The sequence below is a fragment of the Bacteroides sp. 519 genome, assembly GCF_010500955.1.
Lineage (GTDB): Bacteria > Bacteroidota > Bacteroidia > Bacteroidales > Bacteroidaceae > Bacteroides.
The window spans coordinates 79,069-91,552 of the sequence record NZ_QVMJ01000007.1 but is presented as its reverse complement, the minus strand read 5'-3'; the positions used below and the strand labels follow the sequence as shown (position 1 = coordinate 91,552).

The 12,484-nt window shown below is 42.4% G+C and carries 18 protein-coding genes and 1 tRNA gene; 7 read left to right on the top strand and 12 right to left on the bottom strand.

Features of this window, described 5'->3' with window-relative positions:
• Positions 1-2 precede the first annotated feature (2 nt).
• A complete protein-coding gene (gene traJ / locus D0T85_RS08600) occupies positions 3-932 on the top strand; it encodes a conjugative transposon protein TraJ (protein ID WP_239060675.1) in 930 nt (309 codons plus the stop codon).
• Between the two features lie 4 nt (positions 933-936).
• Positions 937-1,251, top strand: a complete 315-nt coding sequence (locus D0T85_RS08595) for a hypothetical protein (RefSeq protein WP_239060674.1) — start codon at positions 937-939, stop codon at positions 1,249-1,251.
• 200 nt (positions 1,252-1,451) lie between these two features.
• Here D0T85_RS08595 and D0T85_RS08590 read toward each other — a convergent pair whose 3' ends face one another.
• From D0T85_RS08590 to D0T85_RS08565, 6 genes are read right to left on the bottom strand one after another with little or no spacing between them, the layout of a single operon-like run.
• On the bottom strand, positions 1,452-1,679 hold the full coding sequence (locus D0T85_RS08590) for a hypothetical protein (RefSeq protein ID WP_163212272.1): 228 nt from the start codon (positions 1,677-1,679) through the stop codon (positions 1,452-1,454).
• The gene (locus tag D0T85_RS08585; RefSeq protein ID WP_163212270.1) at positions 1,676-1,858 is read right to left on the bottom strand and encodes a hypothetical protein; all 183 of its coding nucleotides are present in this window, start codon (positions 1,856-1,858) and stop codon (positions 1,676-1,678) included. The genes D0T85_RS08590 and D0T85_RS08585 overlap by 4 nt, the downstream gene beginning before the upstream one ends.
• A gap of 50 nt (positions 1,859-1,908) precedes the next feature.
• On the bottom strand, positions 1,909-3,873 hold the full coding sequence (locus D0T85_RS08580) for a ParB/RepB/Spo0J family partition protein (protein WP_163212268.1): 1,965 nt from the start codon (positions 3,871-3,873) through the stop codon (positions 1,909-1,911).
• A gap of 20 nt (positions 3,874-3,893) precedes the next feature.
• Positions 3,894-4,118, bottom strand: a complete 225-nt coding sequence (locus tag D0T85_RS08575) for a DUF3873 family protein (protein WP_239060673.1) — start codon at positions 4,116-4,118, stop codon at positions 3,894-3,896.
• Position 4,119: 1 nt separating this feature from the next.
• The gene (locus D0T85_RS08570) at positions 4,120-4,332 is read right to left on the bottom strand and encodes a hypothetical protein (RefSeq protein WP_163209459.1); all 213 of its coding nucleotides are present in this window, start codon (positions 4,330-4,332) and stop codon (positions 4,120-4,122) included.
• Between the two features lie 11 nt (positions 4,333-4,343).
• Positions 4,344-4,583 carry a hypothetical protein gene (locus D0T85_RS08565; protein ID WP_163212266.1) on the bottom strand — a complete coding sequence of 80 codons (240 nt, stop codon included), beginning with the start codon at positions 4,581-4,583 and terminating at the stop codon, positions 4,344-4,346.
• A gap of 483 nt (positions 4,584-5,066) precedes the next feature.
• Between D0T85_RS08565 and D0T85_RS08560 the strand changes: the two genes are divergently transcribed.
• Complete coding sequence (locus tag D0T85_RS08560; RefSeq protein WP_163212264.1) at positions 5,067-5,354, top strand: helix-turn-helix domain-containing protein; 288 nt, start codon at positions 5,067-5,069, stop codon at positions 5,352-5,354.
• Positions 5,344-5,658, top strand: a complete 315-nt coding sequence (locus D0T85_RS08555; protein WP_163212262.1) for a helix-turn-helix domain-containing protein — start codon at positions 5,344-5,346, stop codon at positions 5,656-5,658. The genes D0T85_RS08560 and D0T85_RS08555 overlap by 11 nt, the downstream gene beginning before the upstream one ends.
• An 89-nt stretch (positions 5,659-5,747) precedes the next feature.
• Here the strand turns inward: D0T85_RS08555 and D0T85_RS08550 are convergent, their stop codons facing one another.
• Complete coding sequence (locus D0T85_RS08550) at positions 5,748-6,407, bottom strand: flavodoxin family protein (protein ID WP_163212260.1); 660 nt, start codon at positions 6,405-6,407, stop codon at positions 5,748-5,750.
• A gap of 41 nt (positions 6,408-6,448) precedes the next feature.
• Positions 6,449-6,874 carry a helix-turn-helix domain-containing protein gene (locus tag D0T85_RS08545; RefSeq protein WP_203558437.1) on the bottom strand — a complete coding sequence of 142 codons (426 nt, stop codon included), beginning with the start codon at positions 6,872-6,874 and terminating at the stop codon, positions 6,449-6,451.
• 111 nt (positions 6,875-6,985) lie between these two features.
• Here D0T85_RS08545 and D0T85_RS08540 point away from each other — a divergent pair, with 111 nt between their 5' ends.
• The 3 genes from D0T85_RS08540 to D0T85_RS08530 all read left to right on the top strand — a co-directional run bounded on the left by D0T85_RS08540 (position 6,986) and on the right by D0T85_RS08530 (position 9,004).
• Complete coding sequence (locus D0T85_RS08540; RefSeq protein WP_163212258.1) at positions 6,986-7,765, top strand: EFR1 family ferrodoxin; 780 nt, start codon at positions 6,986-6,988, stop codon at positions 7,763-7,765.
• 105 nt (positions 7,766-7,870) lie between these two features.
• A complete protein-coding gene (locus D0T85_RS08535; protein ID WP_163212256.1) occupies positions 7,871-8,638 on the top strand; it encodes an N-acetyltransferase in 768 nt (255 codons plus the stop codon).
• Between the two features lie 15 nt (positions 8,639-8,653).
• Entirely contained in the window at positions 8,654-9,004 is a 351-nt protein-coding gene (locus tag D0T85_RS08530) for a DUF2200 domain-containing protein (protein WP_163212254.1), read from the top strand.
• 160 nt (positions 9,005-9,164) lie between these two features.
• Here the strand turns inward: D0T85_RS08530 and D0T85_RS08525 are convergent, their stop codons facing one another.
• The 4 genes from D0T85_RS08525 to thiL form a co-directional block, all read right to left on the bottom strand.
• Positions 9,165-9,671, bottom strand: a complete 507-nt coding sequence (locus D0T85_RS08525) for an HD domain-containing protein (protein ID WP_239060672.1) — start codon at positions 9,669-9,671, stop codon at positions 9,165-9,167.
• A 163-nt stretch (positions 9,672-9,834) separates the two neighbouring features.
• Entirely contained in the window at positions 9,835-11,061 is a 1,227-nt protein-coding gene (locus D0T85_RS08520; RefSeq protein ID WP_163212252.1) for a site-specific integrase, read from the bottom strand.
• 253 nt (positions 11,062-11,314) lie between these two features.
• A tRNA-Phe gene (locus D0T85_RS08515) sits at positions 11,315-11,387 on the bottom strand.
• A 56-nt stretch (positions 11,388-11,443) separates the two neighbouring features.
• Positions 11,444-12,478 carry a thiamine-phosphate kinase gene (gene thiL, locus D0T85_RS08510; RefSeq protein ID WP_163212250.1) on the bottom strand — a complete coding sequence of 345 codons (1,035 nt, stop codon included), beginning with the start codon at positions 12,476-12,478 and terminating at the stop codon, positions 11,444-11,446.
• Positions 12,479-12,484 lie beyond the last annotated feature (6 nt).

The following is a 12,484-nucleotide window of genomic DNA, read 5'->3' as shown; positions in this document are numbered from 1 at the left end:
CCATGATGTTGTTAGCAATAGATTTTGAAAACCTGCATCAGATTTTACGGAATCTGTATCAGGAAATGATGCCCCTTTGCGGCGACATGATCGGTGTCGCCAAAGGGATAGCGGGTCTGGGTGCGCTGTTTTATGTGGCTTCCCGTGTATGGCAAGCCCTCTCACGGGCAGAACCGATAGACGTATATCCGCTGCTTCGTCCCTTTGCGATTGGCTTGTGTATTATGTTTTTCCCCACAATCGTACTCGGCACAATCAACGCCGTTATGTCGCCAGTGGTAAAAGGAACGCATACCATACTCGAATCACAGATAACGGATGTGCAGGCATTACAGGCGGAGAAAGATGCGCTGGAATACGATGCACGGGTACACGAGGGTAAAGCATGGTTGGTCGATGACGAGGTTTACGACCGGAAAATGGAAGAGTTGGGAATCTGGGAAATGGGCGAGATTATCAGTATGTGGGGCGAACGCAAATGGTACGATATGAAAATGTGGTTCCGGCAGTTAGTCCGGGATTTCTTTGAACTGCTGTTCAATGCCGCAGCCCTTACGATTGACACCTTACGCACCTTTTTCTTAGTGGTGCTGTCAATCTTAGGGCCGCTGTCATTTGCCCTCTCTGTTTATGACGGTTTTCAATCCACACTTACCAACTGGCTTTCACGGTACATCTCGGTGTACCTGTGGCTACCCGTTGCCGACCTGTTTTCGGCTGTGCTGTCTAAAATTCAGGCACTCATGCTGCAAATGGATATAGGACTGCTCAAAGACCCGTCATACGTGCCGGATGGCAGTAACGGCGTATATATCATATTCCTTATCATCGGAATAATCGGGTATTTCTCGATACCGACTGTTGCGGGCTGGGTGATTCAAGCCGGAGGCGGTAGCGGTACACGCGGAATTTGCACTGCAACAAGTAAATAGAATTATGGGAGGAAATCAGCCATTGAGTGATATTCTTTTCTTGTTCAAGGCATATACAAGTAAAGCTATAAATTGGGAATATGAGAAAGAATGGAGGATAATTATTATCCCTCAAAATATCGAAGATACAACTAAAGAAAGATACTTTCTACCACTAAAGCCTACGGCTATTTATTATGGATTAAGATTTGAGGAACAACCGGAGGATGTCAGATCGACTATCCGAGAATTGGCTAAAAGCAAAAGTTTATGTCAATATAAAATGGAATTAAAAGAGGATGACCGCTCATACTTGATAACTCCCACTCTAATCGGTTAAATCAAATTTAAAATATAAATTGTCTTTCGCTCTTGCCCGAAGGGGAAGTGTTTCGTTCCAATACAAAGGAGAAACATCTAATTCGGCTTTTTGCTTCTTTTTCTCCCGCATAAAGCCCTGTTAATGGCTCATGGAAAAAGAAGTCCGGGCAAAGTTTCCCCTGCCCGGATATAAGTTCTTAAAATCGTTTTCAAAGGCATTTATAGCCCGTTTTCGACCATGTACCGCAGCCTGCCAGCTACCCACTGAATTGTGGGATTGCGCGGATAATGGAACGTCATACGGCTCATATTTTCAATGATTAAACGCTCCTGTCGGAGTTGTACGCTGTGGCAGTCGGGTTCTATCTCGTGCAAAAGTTCCTCCAGTTCGTAATAATCTTGTTGTGTGGCAATAATCGGATTGCCGATATATGCGTTTATCCTCATACCTCGCCGAATTTATCAATTTCACATTCAAATATTTCTACCTCTGCATCACAGGTATATAAGCCGTTTTCTTTGGCGTGATCTATCGCCAACGCTTCGGAGGTGAACACGCCGAAAAAGACACGGCTTGCCCTTATCCTGTGAATATCTGTTTGGAATAATACAAATACTTTCATCATTGGTAATTTATAGGAGCGGGATTTCTCCCGCTCCTTGTTGAACTTCAAATTTATACCGCTACTGCCTCCGCTTTGGGTACTCCGACAATCAGCACCTTATCCGCTTTCGGGGTTGGTTTCGCCTCTTTCTTCTCGGATTGGGTCGCTTTGGGCTGTTCCTTGCCTTTCGGCTTAGTGGTTTCCGACTTCGGGGCGGTGGTGTTCACTTCCTTTTTGACGGCTTTTTCGGCTGTTTTAGGGGCTTCCTCCGTCTTGGCGGTCTGCTCTGCCTTTTTCGCTTTGGCATCGGCTTTCGCTTTCTTTTCAGCCTTTTTCAGCCCTGCGATACGTTCATCCAATCGGGCGTTTTTCTTGTCGTAATCCTCTTTATGAGTGTTTACAATTTCCTCTGTCTTTTCGGGTAGATGCTGTTTTGAGAACGCCAACAGCATACCGCCTTTTTCATCGCCTACGGTTCTTGTACCGTCTGTAAGGTGGCTATACAGATAATCACGGCGTACAACGGTTTTCTGTTCTTCGGTCAGCGAAGATGCGATTTTGAGTTTCTTCTCGTCCGTCAGATAGCCATAATAGTCGTTTTCTTTCAGTCCTACGGCTTTGTAGTTATGACGGCGCAACTTGGAAAGCATAAAGAAATACATTGCCGTTTCTTCATCGGCGGTAAATGTCGACTGCGGTAGCTGTTCCGTGCGCAAAAGTTCCTTTAAGCCCTCGGCGGTCTTTTCGTCTGCCAATTCGTTGTTACGCTTTTTCTTGGCGGTAAGGTCGGAGATTAACTGCTCATTGGTCTTGGTGTCTTTGGTGGCAACCTCTTTGTAGAACATTCTTACATTACTATCGCCGATTTTAGCATACACACGGATTTTGCCCTGCTCTTTCAGTTCTTCAAGGTGCGCCGTCTGCTTGGTGTACTTTTCCTGCTCCTTGCCGTATTTCTCCTGTGCCTTGTCGTAATCTTCGGGCTTTTTGTACTCGGAGGCTTGCGGTTCGGTCGGGGCTGTGGGGTATGAATTAAGGTTATACGTTTGCACGTTCTTAAACTCATAACCGCCCTTTTTGATTATTTGGGTAGCCTCGTTGTCATGGCTGTACTGTTCGCCGACAAATACGAGTTTCGGGTCGGCAAGGGCTACGGCTTGCGCCTGTTCTACAAGGTATGCCGTTTGCTTGTCCGACAAACATTTTTTGTTGGTACACTTGCCACAACCGCCACTCTCGGCGAACAGGTCGAAATTGCTCGAATTGTGAATACATTTCAGACACTTGGATTTATCGAAACTGTAATTATCAAGGTTGTTCGTATAACAGTTCCGTATCTTGCCTTCCAACGCATTAGCGGAGATATTGCACCATTCGCCTGTGCCGTTCTTGCCTAATCGGTCGTTCAAAATATCTTCCTGTATCTTCTTGTCGTACTTGCTGATAACTATCCCTGCCGATGCTGTCAGCTTGCCCTCTTTTACGAGGTTGGCAATGCCTTTAATGAGGTCGCAAAGTTTCAGCATTTGATAGATATGCTTTTCGCTCTTGCCGTATGCTACGGCGAGGCTTGCAATATCGTAACGCTTTGTGTCTATAAGGCGTTTGTAAGCCTCTGCCGCCTCCATTGGTGGAACGTCCTCACGCTGTAAGTTCTCGGAGATTGAAAGGTCATACGCCTGTTCATCGGTTACTTCCCGAACGATGCAGGGGATTTCGGCAAGTTTGAGCATACGGCAAGCCCTAAAACGGCGTTCTCCGCAAATGATTTCGTAATGCTCGCCTTTCTCGCCCTTACGCCGTACCGTAATGGGCTGTATCAGTCCATGAACGGAGATACTTTGCGCCAACTCTTTGAGCGCATCGGCATCAAAGGTTTTTCGGGCGTTGTAATTGCTTGGCTCTATGAGGTCGGATGCGATGTTTACGGCTTTGCACTGTCCGTCTGCGGGTTTGCTAACCACTACTGCGGTTACTACTTCGTTTGCTTTCTCTGCTACGGCTACGGCTGTGCCGTTGTTCTTAATTGCTGTCATAATTGTAAGTATTTGAATGATTATTGATTGTTATTTGCTTTTGCTATTTTTTGATTTAACCACTTATCCCGCCTCATTCGGCACTCGGTAAGGGTTGGCATTGCCACGCTAAACAGTTCTCCGTCCGTATCCCGGTAATCGTACTGGTAAAGCCATTTCCCGCGAAAATCCTTGTAACGCTCGTAATTTTCTTCTCCTGCGGGGCATACTGATACTCCATGCAGGTTCATTTTAGGCTGTGTCATATTACTGTCTGTTTTTAGGGTTATTGGCACAAATGGGGCATATAACAAGGATTTCCAAGATGTCGTTATCCTCTTTGTCGGTTACATCGAAACTGCATCTAACGCTGTCGCATCCGCATTTCCGGGGGTTATGCTCAAATGAAAAACTGTTATTCGGATAGTTGTTTGCGTACTCGTTTAACGAGCCTAACGAATTGAAATACTTTGGTTTCATATCTTTGGATTTTAGAAAATTAATACTATCAAAAGGAGGATAAAGCCCACGATAACGACAAGGGAAATAAGACAGGACAAAACGCCTTTAATGATTGCCCACGCTAAATAAATCCCTGCGACAACCGCCACGAACGACCACCCCCAGAGGGCAAACCCAGCCACCGCAAAAACTATTTTCAAAAACCAACCTATGCTGATTGGAAGGTTTGAGAATCGTTGTTTCCTGTTTTTTTCTGCTGTTCGTATCATAATTCTGACTTTTTTTTAGAACGCTATGCCGTATCGGAGCCGGTTATGAGTGATCGAGTTTCAGGGGCAGAGAAAGGTAGTGTTTAGCCGATGCAGATTTTTCGGGAATAAATACGCTCGCCGGAACGGAAAGAGGAAGATTTTTTACGAAACCTTTAGGCTCGAACTTGCTTCGGCGTGAAGAACACGGAAATACTTTCGCGCATGAAATCGAACACTTCATTGGCGTAATTGGCATTTCCGCTAAAAGAGGAAGAAATTATAAGATATGGGCAGTAGAAAAAATCCCCCATTACTCCCGGATAGTTTGAACAGGAAGTATAAAAAGCAGCATATTTAACCGCCGCCGGAATTAGTTTGCACTTTAGGTATAGACAAGTGCAGACGAAAGCTACCAGCCCATAAGGGATTGGTATATGGTGTATTTTAATAACTTACCTTTGTTTTCCCGTAATCATAGTATGAACGAAAAAGGTAAATATTATGGAGATAATAAATATAGAAGCCCGCACTTTCGAGGCAATGATGGAACGCTTTCAAGCATTTGCCCGGAAGATAAATCTTCTGTGCGACCAAAGTGAAGATAAGGAAATGAAAGAATGGCTGGATAGTCAGGAGGTTTGCATAATACTGGATATTAGCAAGCGGAAATTGCAGTATCTGAGAAATTTTCAAAAAATCCCTTATTCAATGATTAACGGCAAAATCTATTATAAGCCGGAGGATGTTAAGAAGTATATAGAGTTAGAAAGGGGGGAGTATGGAAAATAAGAATGCAGAAAATCAAAATAGCCTTATTACGAGAACTACTCCCCAAATCTCAGCTTTTTTTGAATCTTTAGACCGGATGCTGGATAAGGTAGAGATACTTGCTAAAAAAAGTAGGCCTACCCTAAATGGAGAGAGGTATTTAACTGATAAGGAATTGTCTGAACGCTTAAAAATCAGCAGAAGGGCTTTGCAAGAATATCGGAACGAAGGCAAAATCCCTTATTATCAAATCGGAGCGAAAGTTTTATATAAGGAATCTGATATAGAAAAAATGCTGAAAGACAGCTATCGCAAGATATTCTAAACACTAAAGGCTATCCCACGGATAGCCTTTAGTGTTTCTATTAGACTTGTTTAAGTAAAATAATAAATCCATGTTTATTCTTATTGCAATCATTCCAGTAACGACTGAGCCGTTTTTTTCCCTCTGTCGTAAGCCTTTTGGCAATCTATGGGGAACTGCATGCGGCGGTGTTCCGCTTTCGCCGGCTCAGAGAATACTTCCAACTCATAATTATCGTAATTGTTGACTTGATAAGTGTTGTAAGCATATAACGTATCCGGAGTGGTAAAGATTCTCTCCATAAGATCTTCCAATCGTTTCAAAGAAGTTCCCAGTTGTATCTGGTCAAACATTTCTTTAGTTACGTTCATAGTATATATCATCGTAACAGGAAAGCGTTTTGGAGTAAGTATCTTCTGATCCAACCGGTAGGTATAGAGCGGAAAAACCAACCTTTCGAGAAAAGAGCGAAGCTGCCCCGTTATTTCTCCAAAGTATATGGGCGATCCGATAACAACGGCATCGGCCGAGGTGACTTCGCGCAGTAGATCATAAATACCGTCTTTTACTACGCATTTTCCATAATTATTTCCTTTTTTAGCCTTGCAGCCCAAACAGCCGATGCAACCGGTATATTGCAGTTCGTAAAGATTTACTATTTTTGTTTCGATCACATCCGATACCGAAGAAGCTCCTTCAAGGTAGCTCTTCAACATGGTGGCTGTGTTGCCATTTTTACGGGCGCTACCGTTTATCACTATTATTTTCATCGTATATATGTTGAAATTAGTGTTACTTAATAAGGTGGGAATTATAGCATCCCGGTTGCCTTTTCTGTCAACGACCGGATGGCTTCCTGCTTGTCTCGTTTAAAAATATCCATTATTTGTCGTATCGTGTCGGGTAGCGGATAATAGTGCTCCACCCACAGGTATATCTCCGCAAACACAGGTATCAGATCGATTGCTTTTTGTGTCGGCTTGTACAATATCTTAGCTTTGCTTTCCGGATGTTCGGACTTCTTTATCATCCCATTCTCTTCCAACTGCTGCAACCTCGCAGCAAGAATGTTGGTAGATATACCTTCGGGCGATTTCAGGAACTCCCCGTATGTTTTCTTCTCGAAAAAGAATATATCCCTGATGATCAAAAGCGACCACCTATCGCCCCAGATTTCGAGCGCCGCCGCAAATGGGCAATCTGACCTTTTCTCTTGCTGTATCATATCTAATTCCATTATATTTTTGCAATCACTTGCATTTCGCAAGTTAATTTGTATATTTGCAGAATTACTTGCATTATGCAAGCAAAATTAGATTATATATCGGACTTATCAAAATAAGAAAGCATGAAAATAGAAAACATCAATCTGGTTTATTTCAGTGCGACCAACACAACCCGGCGTGTTGTGAGACATATTGCGGAGCAAATGCAAGGCAGTAAAAAGGAGTATAACATCACGGGGACAACTCCTGAAACGGAAATTGTTATGGGCAGTTCCGATTTACTGGTAGTGGGAATGCCAGTCTATTCCGGGCGTATTCCCGCCATTGCGTTGCCTGCACTTGGCAAGTTCAAGGGCAATGGAACGCCTGCCGTTATTGTATGCGTTTACGGTAACCGTGATTACGATGATGCGCTGCTTGAATTGAAAGATGTGGTCGAGGCTAACGGATTTAAAGTCGTTTCCGCAGGGGCGTTCATTGCCCAGCACTCCATATTTCCGAAGGTTGGGCTCAATCGCCCGGATGAGAAAGACTTGGAATTGATTAAGGAATTTGCCGACAAAAGTACGGCTTTAATTGCGGTGACGTCCGACGTTTCTGCACTGCCGGAGATCACGCCTAAAGGCAACCGTCCCTACAAAGTTCCCGGCAATCTGCCGCTGCAACCCAAAGGCAGCAAACAATGCACCGAATGCGGCACCTGTGTAAAACAGTGCCCGGCACAGGCTATTGCACTGGAAACACCCCGCAAAACAGATAAAAGCAAATGTATTTCCTGCGGACGATGTATTACGGTATGTCCGGAAAACGCACGAAACTACGGTGGGTTTATCTACAAAATGGCGGGGGCAATGTTCCTCAGATCATTTTCGGCACGCAAAGAACCGACAATTATAATGTAAACAGAAATTATATCCAACTCATTGAAAAGCACCTATCAAGCAATTTTGTTAGGTGTTTTTTTATGGGTATTTTTGTAGGCAAGAAACAAATACTAATAAAATAACATGGAAGCAACCTTTATTACACTCGACAAAGAGAATATTGGGAAAGAACATATCTGCTGCGCCTTTTCTTGCAAAAAGTGTAAAGACAGCTACGAGTTGAAAAAGGAGTGGTTGAAAAAGGAGTTCGATAATGGGTATGTTTTCAGACGATTGAACGAGCGTGCAAAGGTGTTCATCGAATACACTCTTGCGGAAAAGGCATGGGTTCCTGTCAATGCTCCTAATTGGCTTATGATAAATTGCTTCTGGGTGTCGGGGCAATATAAAGGGAAAGGGTATGCCAAAGCTCTGCTTCAAACAGCCATCGACGATGCAAAGCGACAAGGGAAAGAGGGTTTAGTAACCGTAGTCGGGACAAAGAAGTTTCACTTTATGAGCGATCCTAAATGGTTTATCCGACAAGGATTTGAAACCGTTCAAACACTTCCTTACGGATTCAGCTTGCTCGCACTGAAATTAAAGCCGGAAGCCGATACCCCATCATTCAATGAGAGCACCTTAAGCGGAGAATGTCCCGATAAAAATGGCATCGTGGTCTATTATTCCAACCGTTGTCCGTTTACGGAATACCACATTCAAAATTCATTGCAGGAAACGGCACAGAAAAGAAATCTTCCGTTGAAGGTCATTAAATTTACCAGTATGGAAGAAGCCAAAGCTTCTCCTACTCCGGCAACTATATTCAGTCTGTATTATAACGGGAAGTTCATTACCACCGACCTTAGTGCTTGTATGGATAGCCGATTCGATAAAGTAGTTAGCGTATAACATTTTTGAATAATTATGGATAATAACAAAGTGTATAAAATGCCTTTTGCGAACATCTACCCCATGTATATTCAAAAGGCGGAGAAAAAAGGTCGCACTAAAGAAGAGGTGGATAAGATTATTTATTGGCTGACAGGCTATGACAAGCAGACGCTGCAACAACAGATCGACAGTAATAACGATTTTGAAATCTTCTTTGCAGAGGCACCTCGAATTAATCCAAACGCTTCTAAAATCACAGGTGTAATCTGCGGCTATCGGGTGGAGGAGATTGAAGAGAAGCTGATGCGGCAGATTCGTTACTTAGATAAGCTGATTGATGAACTGGCCAAAGGAAAGGTTATGGGAAAGATTTTGAGAGAATAACAATATTGCAATAGATCGAGGATATACCGATATCGGAATAATATAATTAAGAATAAATAATATACTTATCCAACATCAACTGATAGAAAAAGTAAGGAAAACGAATATCGGGAATTGGCTTGCCCGCTGGTTCCCGTGCTGATATTCATGTGGTTTGACATTAACGGTATCTGTTTAAAGCAAGATTTTTACCAGTCTGTGTTTTGAAATTATCTGCGACAAACTGTTTCAGAGTTGCTTCATTCTGAATGCAGTCCATTACCTGCATATTCTCTATCAAGTCAGCTTCCCAGAGTATTTGGAAATCTATTCCGTCGATATTTTCGGGTGTATGATGATTGCCAACGATATAGCATACCCTATCAACAATAGATTGGTCGTAATTTTGTTCCTGCATAATCTCTGCTGCAATGGGTACTCCTTCCAGTTCCTGAAAATGTCCTTCCATGCTACCATGTTTCTTTTGGGCTTCTATCGCTCCTATATCATGCAGGACAGCTGCTAATTCAATAATTACTCCATATTGCAAGCGGTCTGTTTTTTCTTCCGTTATAATCTGGCGAGCATTATCCAAAACTTTCATTGTATGGTCGATGCCATAAGGTACGGATTCAAAAACCGTTTCCATAGCTTTGATAACTGCTTCTAATTTATCTTCTACTACCATATTATTGATACTTCAGTGCAAAGATACGGATTTGCTTAAAAGGGTTGAATACAAATAGGTTTAAATGGCTTTTTGCTTTTTCTCTCACCACTATAAAATTCATAAAAAAGTAACGGGCGATTTCTCGCCCGTCTGTATTACTTTTAAATTTGCAATTTTCTCCTTAAAGGGTATCGCTCATACTCATTTTGCTTTGAACCTTTTTCATGTCAGAATAGATGTTGTGATTAAGCACTTTGGCATAATGTTCCGTCATTCTTGTACTGGTATGTCCCAGCATTTTAGCGACATTTGTAAGTGCAACACCATTGGCAAGCGTTACAGTCGTGGCGAAAGTATGGCGGGCTGTGTGCGTGGTAACGTCCTTGTCAATCCCGCAGAAATCGGTAATTTCCTTCAAGTACGAGTTCATCTTCTGATTGCACATAACCGGAAGAAGAATACCTTTTGACTTACACATTCTATGATTCTCATACCGGCGAATTATTTCCAACGGAATGTCAAGCAACGGGATGTCGCACATATTTTCTGTTTTCTCCCTCGACTTACGAATCCAGTAAGTACCTTCGTTGTCTAAAACGATATGTTCCTTTTTTAAGTTGCTTACATCTACGAATGCTAATCCTGTGTAGCAACAGAACACAAATACATCCCGTACTAATGCTATTCTCGGTAGGGTAAATTCTTTTGTTGTGATAATATCCAGCTCCTCTTTGGTCAGGAAAACCGGATTGGTTTTAGCTTGTTTGAATCTCATACCTGCAAAGGGATCATTTTTCAATAATCCGGTCGCCAGAGCAAGGGTGCTGACCTTTTTAATGACTTTCATATATCTGACAAGCGTATTCTGACTTAGCCCTTTATCAACTGTCAGATATAGTTCATATTTCCGAATAAGTTGGGACGTAAATTCGGTAAAGGTTATATCGGATTTTCCGTACTCTTTCTCTATTACCACTTGCAAGGACTTATAACAGTTATCGTATCTGTTAATGGTGGAGTAGGCATAATCCAGCCCAATGCGCCGTCGGCAATCCTCGTTATGCTCTTTGAAAAATGTAAGGACGGTTTTCGTTGTTTCCTTATTAAAGAGTTTTTTCAATAAGATTTCGGGAGTAAAATACTCATCCTGCAATACCATATTCCGATGAATTTCATACAGACGGGTATGTAGGCTACGGATATAATCGTTCAGCTCATTAGCTTCCCGGCTCTTTCCCCTGCACATTCCTAACTTTGCATCCCAGATTTCTTCTTTTACGCTGCGGTTAATACGGATGTCGCTGTAAACCCCGTCAATAGTTACCCTAAGTAATACAGGGCATTCTCCGTTTCTCAATTTTCGGGTCTTAATAATGTAGACCAGAACATTCATCATTTCTTGCTTCATAATACCTCTTTTTTTATGGTTCAAAATTAAGGAAATGAAACGAGTTTGTCGGTATGCAAAATTCGGCAAATCAGCACATTAGATACCGTTTCGTTTGCTTTTTTTCGCCGAAATAAAAAGCATATGAATGAACAAAGAGAAATGTTCTATAAATGGCCATTTTTTGCCATTTTCGCGGGGTTGTCCAAAAAAGAAAAATCCCTGAAACTGTCTATGTTTCAGGGATTTGCTTCGTTTTGCTACTCTTCTTAAGTGGTGCCACCAGGAATCGAACCGGGGACACAAGGATTTTCAGTCCTTTGCTCTACCAACTGAGCTATGGCACCTTAACCGTTTGCGGATGCAAAGATAGGAGTATTTTTTTATATAACCTAAACAAATACTACTTTTTTTCTTCTTGTAAAGAATTCCATCCTTGTGCCTTTAGCTCGAACTCTTGGCCATCGCGGGTAATAAGTGCACAGCCCAAATCCTTTTTGGTTATATGTCCGATAAGTTTAACACCCTCAATCTCCTTCATTTTTTCATGATCAGCAATAGGAACAGTGAATAGAAGTTCGTAATCTTCACCTCCGTTCAAGGCACAAGTTGTGAGATTCATATTGAACTCCTCTGCCATTACAGCAGTTTCATAATCAATGGGAATATGTTCCTCGTAAATACGACAACCAACATCGCTTTGTGTACAAATATGAAGCAGCTCAGACGAAAGACCATCCGAGATATCCATCATTGAAGTAGGCAGAATATTTGCTTCGGCCAACTTGCAGATGATATCCTTACGGGCTTCGGGCTTCAGCTGACGTTCTAATAGATATTCCTTGCCGGTAAAGTCCGGTTGAATATCTTCTTCGCCTTTGAATACCGATTTCTCACGTTCCAGAAGTTGCAAACCCATATAGGCAGCACCTAAATCGCCTGTTACACATATTAAATCGGTATCTTTTGCTCCGTTGCGATAAACAATTTTATCTTTATCTGCATCGCCAATGCATGTTATGCTGATGGCAAGGCCGGTTAAAGATGCACTGGTATCGCCACCAATGATATCGACATTATGAAGTTGGCATGCCAGGCGTATTCCAGAATAGAACTCTTCAATATCTTCAATAGAAAAGCGTTTGGAGAGTGCAACAGATACAGTAATCTGACGGGGAGTACCATTCATGGCGTAAATGTCCGAGAAGTTCACAATGGCCGATTTGTAACCTAAGTGCTTTAAAGGAGTATAGGTCAAATCGAAATGAACACCCTCCATCAGCAAGTCGGTGCTGACGAGTATTTCTTTATCCGGATAGGAGAGTACCGCAGCATCATCTCCAACACCATATTTGCTGGAGTCGTTCTGCAACTTTATATCATTGGTGAGCCGGCGGATAAGACCGAACTCACCAAGTGTAGCTATTTCTGTTCTCATATTATA